Here is a 16,969-nt window from a genome sequence, read left to right as displayed (position 1 = left end):
CGGTACAATCCATGCCAAGTAGCAACGGAAACCAGACGGGCCGGGTGAGAAATGATGAAAACAGCGATCTTAGTAGTGGGTACTGGGGAATTAGTGCGACATATAGAGCATGTTATGCAAGACGAGGGTTATGAGGTAAAGCATGTAGAATGGTATGAATTGAACGACTTAGTGGACTTTAAGGCTTTTCGTCCGCATCTGATTATTTTAGTGGATCGAGAGTCTGAGGATATGCATCACAGTGAACAGGATAAAATTGCATTGAAGCGCTGGATGAATCCGAGTGTATCCACGCCTCTAATCGTAATTATTCCCGAAGTTTCGCCGCAGCGGGTCATTGATTGGCTTGATTTTGGAGCGAATGATGTCATGGAAGAGCCTGTTCATTGGAAGGTTATGCTTGCGAGAATTCGTAGCCTGCTTCGGTTGTTTGCAAGTGCTTCTCATGAAGGCGAGGAAATCATTATAGTTCAAGACCTCAGACTTAATCTGCGCTCGCGAAGAGTGAGCCGTGGAGGACAATATCTAAACCTGACTCCGAAAGAATATGAATTATTGGAGTTTTTAGCTTTGCATTTAAATGAAGCGTGCACACGGGGAGATATTTTACGCGAGGTGTGGGGGTATGAGTTTGCCATGGATACAAACGTTGTTGATGTTTACATTAAACATCTACGGGTGAAAGTGGATAAAGGCAGAGAAGTAAAGTTAATCCAGACGGTTCGAGGGATAGGTTATATGTTGGTGGATAGCTGAATTTTGAATATTCCACCATTCTCCAGTTTGAAACAAGGATTAATCCGGGTATTTAAAAGATAGGATGATATGAAAAGAAAAAACCGGATCCATTGATCCGGTCGTCAGTTTAGATTTTATAGAGCCAGATGGACTAAAGGACGCGACGAGCTGTAATGTACGTTCTTTTCCACGTACCGGAGTTCAGATCAGACAGGGTTACGCCTGGAGAGCCGTACGTGTGAAGAATTTTGCCGTCTCCAGCATAAACACCAACGTGAGTAATGTTAGAACCCGTAGAGCGGCTGCCGCTCGAGAAGAATACCATGTCACCAACACGAAGATTGGATTTAGAGACGAATTTACCTTCTTTGGATTGCTGTGCGGAAGTGCGCGGAAGATCTACACCATATTTTTTGAAAATGTACTTCATAAAAGAAGAACAGTCAAAGTATCTGGTTGTCGTTGTTGAAGCACCAAATTTATATGGAGTTCCAGTGAATTTTTTACCATAGTTTACAATTTGCTGTCCTGTTGATACGGATGCCGTTGCAGCTTGTGCAACAGGTGCATTTGTCATTAATACAGCTCCAAAACCTAGTGTAGCGCACAACCCGACGGTTACGGCCTTTTGGATGAAGAAGTTTGTTTTCATGTAGTTAGTACCTCCAAAATTCGTTTTCGTTAAGTTGCTAGAGCGAGTATAACAGGTTTGTAACACCCTAGAAATTGGATACATAAGCAAAAAAGCTGATAGGACAGTACTTTAGATGTGATTATTAAAATACGATTAAAAATGTCAAAAAATTAATCATTGACGAATCCAGAAATAGCTATAAAACAAAAATCCCCTTGATTATCAAGGGGATTTCTTCATTTTAATTGATTCAGAACACAAAATAATAGGTTACAAAAACGTAATAATTGAACATGGAGCTGTAGGATTCGACCTTCGTAAATCTTTAGAATTCCTTGCTATATTCGTATTTTAGTGTTCAGTCTTTGCTTTGAATAATGAGCAACAGGCCGCTATCAATCGTTACTGTGCCTGAATTGTCCAGTAGCTTGTTACTAATCCCTAAGGATTGTCCCATACGTATAGTAGCGTGATCCAAAGGGTACATGAATCCTTCCAGGCATATCCCTGTGACCTCATGTGTTAATGGAAGCAAAGAGACATAGGTAAAACCGCGTTGTTCGACAACAGCACTTGAAGTGGTTAACGTCATATAATTGTGCTCATCCTGAAGCGCACAAGAGATATGATGTTGCATAGCACGAACCATGATATGAACATTGGCGAGGGTGTGATCCATTCGTGTGCCCGTTGCGCCAAAGATGAGAATATGAGTAGGTTCATGATCCAGAGCTGTTTCAAATGCCATTTCGGTATCTGTCAGATCTTTATGGATCGGATCACAAGCAATGAATTCTACACTGTTACTGTTTACGATCTCTCGTTCTTCTTCAGTTATAGAATCGAAGTCGCCCACTGCGATGTGTGGTTTGATGCCATGCTCAATTAAATACAAAGCACCACGGTCTGCCGCAATAATAACGTCATCGGGCTGAATTTCCTGAAGGAATTCCTGCGTGAGTTGACCACCTGTGAAGATGACAATCCGTTTATAGTCCATTCTATTTCATCCTTCCTTATTTATAGAGGGAAACTATTTGATTTTCTAATTGAAGCTAATCCTGCGCTAAGCTATAAAACTATACACCAAACCAGTATAATCGACAAAATGTGGTTGCACAATTTCCTTACTCGCGGATACAATGGGGAGAGCGACATGGAGATGACTTGAAAAGTGAGGTTTGAACAGGTTGGACTTACACATTTTTGAAGTATTCAGCATTATCGGTACGATCGCATTTGCAATGTCTGGTGCATTTGTAGCTATGGAAGAGGAATATGATATTTTGGGTGTATTGGTACTTGGGCTCGTGACAGCATTCGGAGGCGGAGTAATCCGGAATGTGCTTATTGGTGTGCCTGTAACAACATTATGGAGTCAGGGCTCGTTAATCATGCTTGCGCTGGTTTCTGTAGCTGTTGCTTTTGTGTTGCCTTTGAAGTGGATCAGCCACTGGAAAAGGACGGAAGCTTTGTTTGATGCAATTGGACTGGCTGCCTTTGCAATTCAGGGCGGATTGTATGCGGCTAATATGGGTCATCCCATCAGTGCCGTTATCGTTGCAGCTGTACTGACGGGTATTGGCGGAGGTATCATTCGTGATCTTCTTGCCGGGCGTAAACCACTTGTTCTTCGTGATGAGATCTATGCGGTATGGGCAATGGCAGCGGGATTTGCCATCGGAATGGGCTGGTTTACAACAAACATTGGTTTGCTCATCTGTTTTGCAACAGTCGTCTTTTTCCGGATGTGTTCTGTGCACTACAAATGGAAGCTGCCGCGCCGCTCGTTGACGCCTAACGAAACCGTTGTTTTGAAGCCGGAGAAACTTATTCCGCAACATGCACCATCCGTAATTCAAGGGACTTTGAGCAAGGGGGAGTAACTTATTATGATTAACGTTGTTTTTGTATGTCTCGGTAACATTTGCAGATCTCCTATGGCGGAAGCAGTGATGCGCCACAAGGTGATGGAGAAGGGGCGTGGCGAACAGATCCGGATTGATTCGGCTGGTACAGGCAACTGGCATGTTGGCAAACCTCCGCATGAGGGTACCCGTAAGTTGCTTGACGGTTATCAAATCTCTTATGCCAACATGACGGCAAGACAATTCGTGAGTGCAGACTTCACTGAATTTGATTACATTATATGTATGGATAATTCTAATGCAGAGAATGTACGTAGCCTGCCAGGAGGAGAAGAGGCGGAGATTATCAAGTTCATGGATTTGCTACCGAACGAAAAGCTAAGAGAAGTACCTGATCCGTATTACACAGGGAACTTTGAAGAAGTGTACGAGCTGGTGAATGCAGGTTGTGATGTCTTGCTGAACAGAATAGAAGAAGATCATTCTTTAACCTGAGCCTGATCAGATAAAACACAAGCCAGATTTGAGCAACACGTTATGATTGGTGAAATGGCAAAGTAGCAGGAACGGAACATGTTGAACTCCTGCTTCTTTTTCAGGGCATGAATGTAAGCGGTAACAACGTATTGTCCAAAAAATTAAAAAAGAAAAGCGGCTATGCAGCCGCCTGTTCAACTAAACTATTTTCTACTAACCTTCTTGCAAAAAGTAAAGCAAGGCATCAGGCAGTTCCTTTTGCCAGAAGCCCCATTGGTGATTCCCGTCTTTTTCCTGATAGGAGACGAGAGCACCACGTTTCTCCAGCAGATCACGCGTATCCCGGTTCAGCTGTACAAAATCATACGTTCCGGTATCGGCTTCAAAGGCCGTTTCCTGCAAACCTACAATCATCCAGATCGACAACCAGGACAAGTCTTCGGCTGCAGCATAGATTTCCTGAGAAGCAGAGTAGAAGGCACCAGACATGCTGATGACGCGGGTGAACAGCTCAGGATATTTCAGTGCAAGATGCAATGAAACACTGCCTCCCAATGAATCACCAGCAAGAACACGTTCCTGCGGAGAGCGTCTTACAGGATATTTCTCTTCTACATAGGGAATAATCTCTTCTGCAAAGCACTTCGTATAAGCTTCAAACCGACTGCCAAAGGGAGCGTACTCCTGCGTCCTTACAGAAACGTCCACTTGAACCCCTACAATAATGAAAGGTTCGGCGCCTTCATCCAAAATGATGCGGTTAGCTGTGGTAGCGATTCGGCCAAAGTTGAAAAACTCTTCGCCATCCTGACAATATACGACAGGGTAGCTAAGCAGTTCGTTATAGCCTGGGGGAAGATAAATACGCAAGGTTCGTTTCTCGCCGAGATAACGGCTTTCAATCTCTTCCTTAACAATTGTACGTTTCAAATAGCGGGAATCCGTCATAAAACGTCACCTTTCCGGGTTATTTTTGCATTCACCCGCGCAATACGGTAAGATTAACCTGGTGCGGGGATGGGTCAAACACGCAATCATGTATTATGCTGTTATACCAATATTAAACCCCTGTTATACATACAATCCAAAAGGAAACATAAAAATATTACGGATTTCTTTGACGTATGCAGTGAAACAGGTGTATAATAATAATATAACAGCGGAACTTGATATTCAAATTTTTTGTTGAGGTGAAGAAAAAAATGAGCAAGGTTCCTTATGAAGTATACACGGAGGATGTAGAAGCTCTGTCCGTGCTGTCTCCTGACGGCGAAATTGTTAACAAAGACATGATGCCTAAGCTTTCCGACGATCAATTAAAAGAAATTATGTATCGCATGGTATTTACCCGTACTTGGGATGACCGTGCAGTAAACCTCGGCCGTCAAGGTCGTCTTGGTTTCTATGCTCCAGTATCTGGTCAAGAAGCTACAATGGTAGGTAGTGAGTTTGCCCTTGAAAAAGAAGACTTTGTTGCTCCAGGCTATCGCGACATTCCGCAACTCGTGTGGCACGGACTTCCTCTTTATCAAGCATTCTTGTACTCCCGTGGACACCAGCATGGTGGACAAATTCCAGATGGCGTTAACGTATTGATGCCGCAAATCATCATTGGTGCTCAAATTCTGCACGCAATGGGTATTGCTATGGGTTACAAATTGAAGAAACAAAAACAAGTAGTTATCACGTACACAGGTGATGGCGGATCTTCCGAAGGTGACTTCTATGAAGGTCTGAACTACGCTGGTGTATACAAACTGCCAGTGATCTTCTTTGTACAAAACAATGGTTATGCCATCACTACTCCTTTTGCTAAACAAACGGCAGCTCTGTCCATCGCTCACAAAGCGGTAGCAGCAGGGATCAAAGGTGTTAAAGTTGACGGTATGGACATTTTCGCTGTTATCAAAGCGGTTCAGGAAGCTGCTGAACGCGGACGTAACGGAGAAGGCGCTACTTTGATCGAAGCGGTAACTTATCGTTTCCGTCCACACTCCCTTTCCGATGATGCTTCCAAGTATCGTACGAAAGAAGAAGAGGCTGAGTGGAGCGAAAAAGATCCAATCGCACGTTTTGCTAAATATCTGGAGAAAAAAGGTCTGTGGACTGAAGAAGATACAGCACGTGTGAAAGAAGAAGCAAAAGCAAAAGTGAACGAAGAGATCAAAAAAGCGGAAAAAACCGAGAAAATGACGATTTCAGGCTTGATCGACAGCATGTTCGAACAAACGCCTAAGCACTTGGAAGAGCAAAAAGCTGATTTCCAATAAGTTTTTTCCGATAAAGCATAAACATCCGGCGCCAGCATTGGTGTCTCGGTATACATGTATGAATTCAAATGTGAACTGTCAATGTTTAAGGAGGAAATGAAGCAAATGGCACAATTGAACATGAAAGAAGCAATTCGTGATGCGCTTCGCGTAGAGTTGAAACGTGATCCTAACGTTCTGCTTTTCGGTGAAGACGTTGGTAATGTAGGCGGCGTTTTCCGTGTAACGGAAGGCTTGCAAAAAGAGTTTGGCGAAGAGCGTGTATTTGATACACCACTGGCTGAGTCCGCAATCGGCGGTTTGGCTGTAGGTTTGGGTATTCAAGGCTTCCGCCCGGTAGCTGAGATTCAATTCGTAGGTTTTATCTTCGAAGCCCTTGACCAAATGGTAGTTCAAGCTGCTCGTATGCGTTTCCGCTCCGGCGGTAAATACAATTCTCCGATCGTATTCCGTACACCATTTGGTGGCGGCGTAAAAGCGGCAGAATTGCACACAGATTCTCTGGAAGGTTTGCTCACGCAAACTCCGGGTATTAAAGTGGTAGTTCCTTCTAACCCTTACGATGCGAAAGGTCTGATGATCGCTTCCATCCGTGACAACGATCCAGTATTCTTCATGGAGCACTTGAACCTGTACCACGCTTTCCGTGCAGAAGTACCTGAAGAAGATTATGTTGTTGAATTGGGTAAAGCGAACGTTGTTCGTGAAGGTTCCGATGTTACCATCGTTACTTACGGTATGATGGTTCATACTTCTGTAAAAGCTGCAGAAGAGCTTGAAAAACAAGGTATCAAAGTTGAAGTTATCGACCTTCGTACGATCAGCCCGATCGACATCGATACAGTTGTTGCTTCCGTTAAGAAAACAAACCGTGCCATTGTTGTACAAGAAGCTCAAAAGAGCGCAGGTGTTGCAGCTGAAGTCATTGCGCAAATCAATGAAAAAGCAATCCTGCACTTGGAAGCACCGGTTCTGCGTGTAGCTGGCCCGGATACAGTATATCCTTTTGCACAAATCGAAGATACATGGTTGCCTAACCCGGCGCGTATCGTTGCTGCGGTTAACAAAGTCATGAACTTCTAATTCGATCATCTGACATGCCGCAAGGCGCAGTATGGTGATTCACATCGCAGCACAGCTGCACTGTAAACAGCCATTAGCCCCTTGATTGACAGTTATTTGCACTCGCAGTAACAGTTGGTTTTTGGAGCTAAGGGTTGTTTTCAGGATGGAGCAAATAATCAAGGAGGTTTTTCAGTTGGCTAAATTTGAATATAAATTCCCTGAACTGGGCGAAGGCCTTCACGAAGGCGAAATCATCAAGATGCACATCAAAGTCGGGGACAAAGTAACTGACGACGATATCATCATGGAAGTACAGAACGACAAAGCGGTTGTTGAAGTTCCTTGTCCGGTAAACGGAACAGTAACTGAAGTTTTCGCCAAAGACGGTCAAATCTGCCACGTTGGTGAAGTTGTAGCGGTTATCGACGCAGAAGGCGAACTGCCTGAGCAAGACGACGCTCCTGCTGAAGACCAAGGTGCACAAGAGAAAGACGCAGCACAAGGTGGAGCTGACACTAGCGGCTCTTCTGCAGCAGCTTCAAGCTCCAATGCAGCTCAAGAAGGCGGCAACAACAGCGTTCCTGCAGTTCCTGCAAAAGACGTTTTGGCTACGCCAAGCGTTCGCAAATTTGCTCGTGAGCAAGGTGTAGACATCGCTCAGGTTAACGGTACTGGCAACAACGGTAAAGTAACCAAAGAAGATGTGGAATCCTTCAAAAACGGTGGCGGTTCTTCTGCAACGGCAACTTCTTCCGACGCTCCGGCTCAAGAAGAGAAAAAATCCGCAGCACCTGCGGCTGCAGCAGCTGATCAACGCCTTGAAGAAGAGCGCGTACCTTTCAAAGGTATCCGTAAAGCGATCTCCAATGCAATGGTTAAATCGGCTTACACTGCACCTCACGTTACAATCATGGACGAAGTGGACGTAACTGAACTGGTTGCATTCCGTACTCGCATGAAACCAATTGCAGAGAAAAAAGGCACAAAAGTTACTTACTTGCCATTCATCGTTAAAGCATTGGTTGCAGCTTCCCGTCAATTCCCGGCGTTGAACGCAATGATTGATGAAGAAGCAAATGAAATTGTGTACAAAAAATACTACAACATCGGTATCGCTACAGATACAGATAACGGTCTGATCGTTCCTGTAATCAAAGATGCTGATCGTAAATCCATCTGGATGATCGCTGATTCCATCCGTGATCTGGCAGCTCGTGGACGCGATGGCAAACTGAGCGCGAATGAAATGAGAGGAAGCACAATCTCCATCAGTAACATCGGTTCTGCTGGCGGTATGTTCTTCACTCCAATCATCAACTTCCCAGAAGTTGCTATCTTGGGTACAGGACGCATCAGCGAAAAAGCGGTTATCAAAAACGGCGAAGTTGTTGCAGCACCTGTAATGGCATTGTCCTTGAGCTTCGACCACCGTATCATCGATGGCGCAACAGCACAAAACTTTATGAATTACATTAAACAGCTGCTCGCTAACCCTGAGCTGCTTGTTATGGAGGTGTAAGATATGGTAGTAGGCGATGCTTCTCTCAATATCGACACATTAGTAATTGGTGCAGGACCTGGCGGCTATGTAGCTGCCATCCGTGCTGCACAACTGGGCCAAAGCGTATTGATCGTAGACAAATCCGAGCTGGGCGGCGTATGTTTGAACCGTGGATGTATCCCATCCAAAGCTCTGATCTCTGCTGCGCATCAATATGAGTCCGCTCTTCACGGCGATGCTTTCGGTATCTCCGCTGAGAACGTAAAAGTAGATTTTGCTAAAACTCAAGAATTCAAAAACGGCGTTGTTAAGAAAATGACTGGCGGCGTAGCTGGTTTGCTCAAAGGCAACAAAGTTGAAGTTTTCAACGGTGAGTGCATGTTCATCAACGAAAACGAGGCTCGTGTATTTAACGATCACGAATCACCACGTTACAAGTTCAAAAATGCAATCATTGCAACAGGTTCCCGTCCAATCGAACTGAAACCTTTCCCATTTGGCGGACGCATTCTGTCTTCTACAGAAGCATTGAACCTGCCTGAAGTACCAAAAAGCATGATCGTAATCGGTGGCGGTTATATCGGCGCTGAGCTTGGTCAAATGTACTCCAAATTCGGTGCTAAAGTAACAATCATCGAAGGTTTGGATACGGTATTGCCAGGTTTCGATAAAGACATGACTAGCCTTGTAGCTAAAAACATGAAGAAAACAGGCATTGAAATCGTAACGGGTGCAAAAGCGGAAAGCGCTGAGCAAACGGATAAAGATGTAACTGTTAAATATTCTGTAAATGGTGAGTCCAAAGAAGTAACTGCAGATTACCTGCTCGTTACTGTAGGACGTCGTCCTAATACAGACGGAGAACTTGGTCTGGACATGATCGGTGTTGACGTTGACGAGCGTGGTTTCGTTAAAGTTGACCACCAAGGCCGCACAAGCATTCCACACATCTTCGCAATCGGTGATATCGTATCTGGTCTGGCTCTGGCACACAAAGCTTCTTATGAAGGTAAAGTGGCTGCGGAAGCAATCGCTGGACAACCATCTGTAGTTGACTACAAATGTATGCCAGCTGTTGTGTTCACAGATCCTGAGTGCTCCAGCGTAGGTTATACGGAGAAAGAAGCTAAAGAAAAAGGTTATAAAGTAAAAGCAGGTAAATTCCCTTATGCGGGTAACGGCCGTGCCGTATCTTTGAACCATGCTGAAGGCTTCGTAAAAATCGTTGCTGACGAAGAAAGCGGCCTTGTTCTGGGTTGCCAAATCGTTGGTTTGGAAGCTTCCAACTTGATTGCTGAGCTTGGTCTTGCAATCGAGATGGGCGCAACTTTGGAAGATCTGGCGCTTACTATTCACGCTCACCCAACTCTGGGCGAAATCGTGATGGAAGCAGCGGAATTGGTAATGGGTCACCCGATCCACATCATCTCCCGTTAAGATCATCGAAGCAACGGATTCGTCCGGCATTATATGTAGATTCGAAAGAGACGAGTGACGCTAATCGCGTTGCTTGTCTCTTTTTTTGATCAAGTTTCGAGTCTTTTGCCAATCTGCTCAGTATGGTAAACTAATTAAATGATCAGACCTCTAGAAGTCTGTGGCCCAGTTGGGTATGGGTACGTAACATATATAGAGATGCGAGGAGACACCAACATGAAAAACTATCTCGATTTATTACAAGATATATTGGACAACGGCGTTCACAAAGGAGATCGAACTGGAACAGGGACACAGTCTGTCTTCGGTAGGCAACTCCGTTATGACTTATCCAAAGGTTTTCCACTTGTAACGACCAAACGAATTCACCTGAAGTCAGTTATTCATGAGTTGCTGTGGTTTTTGAGCGGAGATACGAATATTGCCTACTTGAAAGAAAATGGTGTGAAGATCTGGGATGATTGGGCAGACGAAAATGGCGATCTTGGACCGGTATATGGCTCACAATGGCGAACATGGGAAGCACCAAACGGGGAGAAAATAGATCAGATCGCTGCTGTTATAGATTCCATTAAAAATAATCCCGATTCCCGCCGTCATCTGGTGAGTGCGTGGAATGTGGCCGAAATTAACAACATGAAATTACCGCCTTGTCATTTTGCGTTTCAGTTTTATGTGGCTGAGGGTAAACTATCTTGTATGCTGACGATGCGTTCCGTGGACACGTTCCTTGGTCTGCCATTTAATATTGCCAGTTATGCACTTCTGACACATATGATTGCACAGCAATGTGACCTGGAAGTGGGCGACTTCATCTGGTCTGGTGGAGATGTGCACATCTATTCCAATCATGTGGAGCAGGTGAAAACGCAACTAGAGCGTGAGCCGTTTGCTTTGCCTAAGCTGGTGATTAAACGTAAGCCTGATTCCATTTTTGATTACAGGTTCGAGGATTTTGAATTTGAAAATTATGAGCATCATCCGGGCATTAAAGCTCCAATTGCAGTCTAATGCAAATGAGCGTTAAGCGATTATCTATGAAACGGTGAGGGTGAAGCAGTTATACATGGACGGTTTCAAATAGAAAGGAGTGTGCGGCCTTTGAGTATTGAATTGGTATGGGCAATGGGAGAGAATGGTGTGATTGGACATCATAATTCTCTTCCTTGGCGATTGCCAAAGGATATGGCTTTTTTCAAGCAGCAAACGATAAACAAAACGATTATTATGGGACGTAATACGTGGGAATCATTCGGCGGCAAGCCACTCCCTCACCGTCGTAATATTGTTGTGACTCGAGACTTGAATTATAGAGCGGATCAAGCAGAGATCGTACATACGATTGAAGAAGGTCTGAAGGCTGCTCAAGGTGAAGAGCTTTGCGTAATTGGAGGTTCTCAGGTATATCGGGAGTTTCTACCGTTTGCAGATCGGCTCGTCGTCACCAAGATTCATGAGCAATTTGAGGGAGATACGTTTTTCCCGGAAGTGAACTGGAGCGAATGGGAGTTAAAGAAGCAGATCGAAGGCGAGCAGGATGAGAAAAATGTATATCCTTTTACATTCGAGTTTTACGAGCGTAAACGTTAGATAAACATGTGAAGACACTGATCACACGAAATTTTCCGTGAACAGTGTCTTTTTTAATACAATGTTTTTGTATTGACTGTGAACAATTATTTCAAATGTTATTTCATCACATCAATGTGACACATCGACTGGTGGATTTTGCATAATATACATTGGATCAGCATGCGTTTATGGTTGAATAGTCTAAAAACTGTAGAATTTCAACGTTGTAAAGCTTTAAATCGAGTTTGATTTTCGTAAATGAGTTTAAATTCCGCTGAAAAGCTTGATTTTAATGACAATTTATCTTACATTTATATGACGTTATTTCTTTTTTTATTCTTAACTTTCGCTTGTGAAAAAACTTTATACTCTGGTTTAAGACCAAATTTAAGCTATTGACCATACGTTCAGTTGAACGCTATGATGTATAAAATACAAATAATTATGCGGATAATCCATTTAATATTCAATGCCGTAAATGCTACTATAATTGAAATATCTTTGAGTAGATTTTGTGATACAATAGACAAAAACTCAAGTAAAAGAGTAATCCATTTCATATAGAGCATACGCATGAAGGGATTAAGACAAGAACGGATGGGGGAAACGTAAGATGTCTACACCTACTGGATTTATGGAATACAAACGGCAGCTCCCTGCCGATCGAGAGCCAGCGGAGCGCATCAAGGATTGGGAAGAGTTTCATAAACATATGGCTGAAGAAGAACTCAGAACACAAGGTGCAAGGTGCATGGATTGTGGTACCCCTTATTGTCATACAGGTATAGATATGACTGGCGGTACGTCAGGCTGCCCGGTTCATAACCTGATTCCAGAATGGAATAATCTCGTTTATCGCGGTTTGTGGAAGGAAGCGCTGGAGCGTCTTCACAAAACGAACAATTTTCCGGAGTTTACAGGCCGTATCTGCCCAGCTCCTTGTGAAGGATCATGTACTGTGGGCCTGATTGGTCAGCCTGTAACGATCAAAACGATCGAAGAAGCCATTATTGAAAAAGGCTTTGAAGAAGGTTGGGTTGTTCCACAGCCACCGGAGAAACGCACAGGTAAGCGTGTAGCTGTAGTTGGTTCAGGTCCAGCGGGACTTGCAACAGCGGCTCAATTGAACAAGGCTGGACATACGGTAACGGTATATGAACGTTCAGACCGTGTCGGCGGATTATTAATGTATGGAATTCCAACGATGAAGCTGGATAAAAAAGTGGTACAACGCCGTGTAGACCTGCTCGCAGCCGAAGGAATTCAGTTTATTACGAATACAGAGATCGGAAAAGATATTCCGGCTGAGCAACTTGTTAATGATTATGATGCTGTTGTTCTGTGTGGCGGTGCAACCAAGCCACGCGAATTTAACATTGAAGGTGCTAACCTGAAAGGTGTGCACTATGCGATGGACTTCCTGAATGGAAGCATCAAAAGCTTCCTGGACTCCAACCTGGAGGATGGCAACTACATCTCTGCAAAAGATAAAGATGTCATTGTAATTGGTGGCGGGGATACAGGTTCTGACTGTGTGGCTACATCGTTGCGTCATGGTTGCCGTACGATCACGCAATTTGGTACACATACTCAGGCTCCGCTTGAGCGTGATCCAATTAACAATCCTTGGCCGCAATTTCCAAATGTTTATACTCTGGATTATGCACAAGAAGAAGCAAAAGCTTTGTTTGGCGAGGATCCACGTGAATTCTCCATCATGACCACCAAATTTGTGGGTGATGAAGAAGGCAATCTTAAAGAACTTCACACGATTCAAATCGAACGTATTGTTGATGAGACAGGCCGCAAAATTTATCAACCAATTCCAGGTACAGAGCGTGTATTCCCTGCGCAGATGGCGATGATTGCGATCGGTTTTGATGGACCGGAGCAAACACTGGTTGAGCAGTTGGGACTTGAAACAGATCGCCGCACGAACGTAAAAGCGCGTTACGGCAAATACAACACCAACGTTGATAAAGTATTTGCAGCAGGTGACATGCGCCGTGGTCAAAGTCTAGTAGTATGGGCTATCAATGAAGGCCGTGAAGCCGCTCGTGAAGTGGATAAATATTTGATGGGCGCAACAGTACTGGTATAACCTAGTACCATCGTTCGATCCTTGTGTCTTCTTAATTTACGTCATAAAGTATTTACCTTATGAACAAAGCGATGAATACCCCTCGTATATGCGAGGGGTATTTGCTATATATTTTGATCAATATATCTTCCGTGAATTTTTCCATTTCTGATGACAATGTGAATAAGAGCATTGCATTTTCTAAGATAAAGACTTATTATTAGATTATAATTATTATAAATAAGGCCCAAGTCGAATTGATTCATAATGGGAAATAGAATTCTAACTTTGACGTTGCTGTCTTATAAACATGACAATGAATTGAGTACATGATTGCAAATACGTTTAAGTAAGAACAGGTAACATAACATGTAACGGAGGTGCACCCGTATGGCAAGTAATCGGGACAAGTCCATTTCAGAGCAAATTGACCAAATCAAAAGCCAATTGGTTGATAAAGGATACAAGTTAACTCAGCAACGCGAAGTGACGGTACGCGTGTTGTTGGAACATGAGAAAGATCATTTTAGCGCAGAAGAAGTATTTCTTCTGGTAAAAGAAAAGTTTCCGGAGATTGGACTCGCAACCGTTTATCGTACGCTAGAGCTACTCAGTGACTTGCAGGTTGTAGAGAAAATTAACTTCGGCGATGGAGCTGCACGTTTTGATTTGCGTAGCACAGACGGCTCTCACCATCACCATCACCTGATCTGTACGGAATGTGGCAGTGTGGAAGAAATTATGGAAGATGGATTGCTTCGATTGGAGCAACAGGTTTTGCGTCAGTATGGTTTTGCTGTGACCGATCATCGACTTGATTTTCAAGGTGTGTGTAAAGAGTGCAGACAAAAACATGAGCTTGATGAGCCGGCGGCTGGTTAATTCATCCGGAATAGGTGCTCTTGAATCCAAAATCTGATATAATAAGTTTCAGAAGCAGGGGCTTCCGTCGGCGGAAGGCCCCTTTTTGCCGTCATAGTGGCGGTTTAGGAGGAGAGATGGACGGATGAAGACACTGGTTATTGCGGAGAAACCCGATATGGGGAGAACCATTGCCGCCGTCATAGAACCAAAAGCCAAAAATAATCGCACGTATCTGGAAGGTGAACAGTACATTATCACCTGGGCGATTGGGCATTTGCTTGGACTGGCTGAACCGGATGCCTATGATTCGAAATACAAACGCTGGAATATTGCGGACTTGCCGATCATTCCGGATCAATTCAAAATTGTACCGAATCCGCGGACAAAGGATCAGCTCAAAATCATCGGAGAACTCGCAAAGCGTGCTTCAGCGATCGTTAACGCTTGTGATGCAGGGCGGGAAGGACAATATATTTTTGCGCTGATCCAGCAACAATTGAAGTTGCGCCAGCCTGTAAAACGTCTGTGGATATCGGATTTGACAGCTGAAAGTATTCGGCGTGGATTTGATGGATTGAAAGATGCCGCAGAATTCGAAAATCTGACTTATGCTGCCCGTGCACGCAGTGAAGCGGACTGGCTGATTGGCATGAATGCCTCACGGGCGTTTACAACAAGGCATAATGCACTACTGTCTGTTGGACGAGTGCAGACACCTGTGTTGGCTCTCATCTATGACCGTGAGATGGAGATTGAAGCGTTTCAGTCACAGACGTTCTATGAAGTGGCAGCCTGGTTTCGGCAGGAAGGTGTTGAATACCGTGGTTTACGTCAAGGAGATAAACTTACGGATGCAGCAACAGCAGAGGCTATTGCAAACAGTGTAAAGGGTAAGACAGGTCAGATTATTAAATATGAAGCCAAACAAACCAAGGAGTATCCATACCGGTTGTATGACTTGACTCTTTTACAGCGTGAAGCAAATGCAAAATACGGTTATGGGGCGAAAAAAACACTGGATATTGCACAGGCCCTGTACGAAAAACATAAAGTGATCTCGTACCCGCGTACAAATTCCAACTATGTAACCGAGCAGAACATTGAAGGCATGCACAAAACGTTGAATTTGCTTAAAAACGGAACGTACAGTGAGTTGGCTTTGGGCGCAAAACCGGAATTGGTGCATAAAAATAACAAAGGGGTCTGCAATCCCAGTCGAGTGGAAGACCACCATGCGATTTTGCCAACACTGAAACGACCAGGGACACTGTCCAAGGAAGAGCAAAATATATATGACTTAATCGTGAGACGTTTCCTGTCTCATTTCTATCCCGCCGCCGAGTATAAACAGCATACGGTACTTACGGAGGTCGAGAAACATCAGTTCAAAACGTCTGTAAAGGAACTATTATCCATCGGTTGGAAAGTAGTGCTGGGTTCTGGCGATCAGGAACAAGGTGCTTCTGGTAAGAAAAAAGCGAAGAAAAATAGCAATGAAGAAGAGGAAGCAGAGGAATGGACGGACAAAGCTTTCGCTGTACAGCCTGAGTTGCCTGTTCAATGTACGAAGAGTGAGTTCAAGGAGAAAGCTACTCAACCGCCCAAAAGTTATACCGAGGGCACACTGCTCAAAGCAATGGAGAGTGCGGGGAAACAGATCGAGAACGAAGAACTCCGTGATGCGATGAAGGATAGCGGTCTGGGAACCCCGGCTACACGAGCGGCTACGATCGAACGTCTCAAAAACGTAGGTTACATTACGCTGCAAGGGAAAAAGATGCAACTGACGCTCAAGGGACGAACAGCGATTGAATTGATCCGCCGTGCCGGTGTAGATTTGTTGACTTCGCCTGAGATGACGGGGCAATGGGAGCGCCGGTTACATCAAATCTCTAAAGGTGAAGCTGGACAGGACAAGTTCATGGAAAACGTCAAGAAATTCACGTTATCCATCATTGAAAAAGTGCGTGTCCAGGCTCCCGCTGCTGCTGATGCCTTTGGTGAAGATGCGAGAGGCAAAGGTAAGGGGAGAGGGAGAGGAGCTGGCAACAAAGCAGGTAACAAGGTAACGAGTGGTAGCAAAGCGACCAGGACTTCAACAGCAAACGTTACTTCAAGCAAAGGTACAACTTCGCAATCGAGCACTGCAAGTTCTGGTGTACGTGAAGTGCTGGCTTCATGTCCTTCACCTGGTTGTTCCGGGCATATTATTGAGGGCAAGAAGGGGTATGGCTGTTCCCGTTTCAAAGAAGGATGTACATTTGTCGTCTGGAAAGAATACGCTGGCAAAAAAATAACAAGTACGATGCTGAAGTCTTTGGTAGAGAAGGGCAGTACGCAAGTTCTCTCGTTCAAACGTAAGGATGGAAGCACGGTGAAGGCACGTATTATTTTAAAAGATGTGGTCACGGGTCAATTATCCGGTGAAAAACAGGAAGTATAGCCATAGGCCCCTGTAGATAT

15 protein-coding genes are annotated in these 16,969 nt (G+C 44.3%); 12 read left to right on the top strand and 3 right to left on the bottom strand.

Annotated elements, in window-relative coordinates; all coding sequences use genetic code 11:
• Nucleotides 1–54: 54 nt before the first annotated feature.
• Nucleotides 55–756, top strand: a complete 702-nt coding sequence (locus Q9R46_RS11660; protein ID WP_311280161.1) for a winged helix-turn-helix domain-containing protein — start codon at nt 55–57, stop codon at nt 754–756.
• 133 nt (nt 757–889) lie between these two features.
• Here Q9R46_RS11660 and Q9R46_RS11655 read toward each other — a convergent pair whose 3' ends face one another.
• Together Q9R46_RS11655 and Q9R46_RS11650 are read right to left on the bottom strand one after the other, a co-directional pair.
• Nucleotides 890–1,390, bottom strand: a complete 501-nt coding sequence (locus Q9R46_RS11655) for a C40 family peptidase (RefSeq protein ID WP_311280160.1) — start codon at nt 1,388–1,390, stop codon at nt 890–892.
• A 340-nt stretch (nt 1,391–1,730) separates the two neighbouring features.
• A complete protein-coding gene (locus tag Q9R46_RS11650) occupies nt 1,731–2,372 on the bottom strand; it encodes a thiamine diphosphokinase (RefSeq protein WP_311280159.1) in 642 nt (213 codons plus the stop codon).
• 190 nt (nt 2,373–2,562) lie between these two features.
• Here Q9R46_RS11650 and Q9R46_RS11645 point away from each other — a divergent pair, with 190 nt between their 5' ends.
• Together Q9R46_RS11645 and Q9R46_RS11640 are read left to right on the top strand one after the other, a co-directional pair.
• The gene (locus Q9R46_RS11645) at nt 2,563–3,258 is read left to right on the top strand and encodes a trimeric intracellular cation channel family protein (protein ID WP_090916699.1); all 696 of its coding nucleotides are present in this window, start codon (nt 2,563–2,565) and stop codon (nt 3,256–3,258) included.
• Between the two features lie 6 nt (nt 3,259–3,264).
• Entirely contained in the window at nt 3,265–3,735 is a 471-nt protein-coding gene (locus Q9R46_RS11640) for a low molecular weight protein-tyrosine-phosphatase (protein WP_311280158.1), read from the top strand.
• A 195-nt stretch (nt 3,736–3,930) separates the two neighbouring features.
• Here the strand turns inward: Q9R46_RS11640 and Q9R46_RS11635 are convergent, their stop codons facing one another.
• Entirely contained in the window at nt 3,931–4,665 is a 735-nt protein-coding gene (locus tag Q9R46_RS11635) for an alpha/beta hydrolase (protein ID WP_145331521.1), read from the bottom strand.
• Nucleotides 4,666–4,919: 254 nt separating this feature from the next.
• Here Q9R46_RS11635 and pdhA point away from each other — a divergent pair, with 254 nt between their 5' ends.
• The 9 genes from pdhA (at nt 4,920) to Q9R46_RS11590 (ending at nt 16,949) form a co-directional block, all read left to right on the top strand.
• Complete coding sequence (gene pdhA / locus Q9R46_RS11630) at nt 4,920–5,987, top strand: pyruvate dehydrogenase (acetyl-transferring) E1 component subunit alpha (RefSeq protein ID WP_311280157.1); 1,068 nt, start codon at nt 4,920–4,922, stop codon at nt 5,985–5,987.
• A gap of 105 nt (nt 5,988–6,092) precedes the next feature.
• Nucleotides 6,093–7,070 (top strand): alpha-ketoacid dehydrogenase subunit beta, encoded by a 978-nt coding sequence (locus tag Q9R46_RS11625; RefSeq protein WP_090916689.1) that lies wholly within the window; start codon nt 6,093–6,095, stop codon nt 7,068–7,070.
• 175 nt (nt 7,071–7,245) lie between these two features.
• Nucleotides 7,246–8,571: a dihydrolipoamide acetyltransferase family protein gene (locus Q9R46_RS11620; protein WP_311280156.1), complete on the top strand. Its 1,326-nt coding sequence runs from the start codon at nt 7,246–7,248 to the stop codon at nt 8,569–8,571.
• A 3-nt stretch (nt 8,572–8,574) separates the two neighbouring features.
• Nucleotides 8,575–9,990 (top strand): dihydrolipoyl dehydrogenase, encoded by a 1,416-nt coding sequence (lpdA, locus tag Q9R46_RS11615; protein ID WP_145331519.1) that lies wholly within the window; start codon nt 8,575–8,577, stop codon nt 9,988–9,990.
• 216 nt (nt 9,991–10,206) lie between these two features.
• Entirely contained in the window at nt 10,207–11,001 is a 795-nt protein-coding gene (thyA, locus tag Q9R46_RS11610) for a thymidylate synthase (protein WP_311280155.1), read from the top strand.
• Between the two features lie 90 nt (nt 11,002–11,091).
• On the top strand, nt 11,092–11,580 hold the full coding sequence (locus tag Q9R46_RS11605; RefSeq protein ID WP_145331517.1) for a dihydrofolate reductase: 489 nt from the start codon (nt 11,092–11,094) through the stop codon (nt 11,578–11,580).
• A gap of 595 nt (nt 11,581–12,175) precedes the next feature.
• The gene (locus Q9R46_RS11600; RefSeq protein WP_311280154.1) at nt 12,176–13,663 is read left to right on the top strand and encodes a glutamate synthase subunit beta; all 1,488 of its coding nucleotides are present in this window, start codon (nt 12,176–12,178) and stop codon (nt 13,661–13,663) included.
• A gap of 369 nt (nt 13,664–14,032) precedes the next feature.
• On the top strand, nt 14,033–14,524 hold the full coding sequence (gene fur / locus Q9R46_RS11595; RefSeq protein ID WP_090916681.1) for a ferric iron uptake transcriptional regulator: 492 nt from the start codon (nt 14,033–14,035) through the stop codon (nt 14,522–14,524).
• A 124-nt stretch (nt 14,525–14,648) separates the two neighbouring features.
• Nucleotides 14,649–16,949 (top strand): type IA DNA topoisomerase, encoded by a 2,301-nt coding sequence (locus tag Q9R46_RS11590; protein WP_311280153.1) that lies wholly within the window; start codon nt 14,649–14,651, stop codon nt 16,947–16,949.
• The last annotated feature ends 20 nt before the right edge of the window (nt 16,950–16,969 follow it).

Source organism: Paenibacillus sp. RRE4 (assembly GCF_031844205.1).
GTDB lineage: Bacteria > Bacillota > Bacilli > Paenibacillales > Paenibacillaceae > Paenibacillus > Paenibacillus xylanexedens_B.
Note: the sequence above shows the minus strand (reverse complement) of the source record. Positions and strands in the feature narration are given on the sequence as shown.

Excerpts from the sequence above, each read along its gene's own strand:
- Q9R46_RS11660 (WP_311280161.1), top strand. The coding sequence starts at position 55 with ATGAAAACAGCGATCTTAGTAGTGGGTACTGGGGAATTAGTGCGACAT.
- Q9R46_RS11655 (WP_311280160.1), bottom strand. The coding sequence starts at position 1,390 with ATGAAAACAAACTTCTTCATCCAAAAGGCCGTAACCGTCGGGTTGTGC.
- Q9R46_RS11650 (WP_311280159.1), bottom strand. The coding sequence starts at position 2,372 with ATGGACTATAAACGGATTGTCATCTTCACAGGTGGTCAACTCACGCAG.
- Q9R46_RS11640 (WP_311280158.1), top strand. The coding sequence starts at position 3,265 with ATGATTAACGTTGTTTTTGTATGTCTCGGTAACATTTGCAGATCTCCT.
- Q9R46_RS11635 (WP_145331521.1), bottom strand. The coding sequence starts at position 4,665 with ATGACGGATTCCCGCTATTTGAAACGTACAATTGTTAAGGAAGAGATT.
- pdhA (WP_311280157.1), top strand. The coding sequence starts at position 4,920 with ATGAGCAAGGTTCCTTATGAAGTATACACGGAGGATGTAGAAGCTCTG.
- Q9R46_RS11625 (WP_090916689.1), top strand. The coding sequence starts at position 6,093 with ATGGCACAATTGAACATGAAAGAAGCAATTCGTGATGCGCTTCGCGTA.
- lpdA (WP_145331519.1), top strand. The coding sequence starts at position 8,575 with ATGGTAGTAGGCGATGCTTCTCTCAATATCGACACATTAGTAATTGGT.
- thyA (WP_311280155.1), top strand. The coding sequence starts at position 10,207 with ATGAAAAACTATCTCGATTTATTACAAGATATATTGGACAACGGCGTT.
- Q9R46_RS11600 (WP_311280154.1), top strand. The coding sequence starts at position 12,176 with ATGTCTACACCTACTGGATTTATGGAATACAAACGGCAGCTCCCTGCC.
- fur (WP_090916681.1), top strand. The coding sequence starts at position 14,033 with ATGGCAAGTAATCGGGACAAGTCCATTTCAGAGCAAATTGACCAAATC.
- Q9R46_RS11590 (WP_311280153.1), top strand. The coding sequence starts at position 14,649 with ATGAAGACACTGGTTATTGCGGAGAAACCCGATATGGGGAGAACCATT.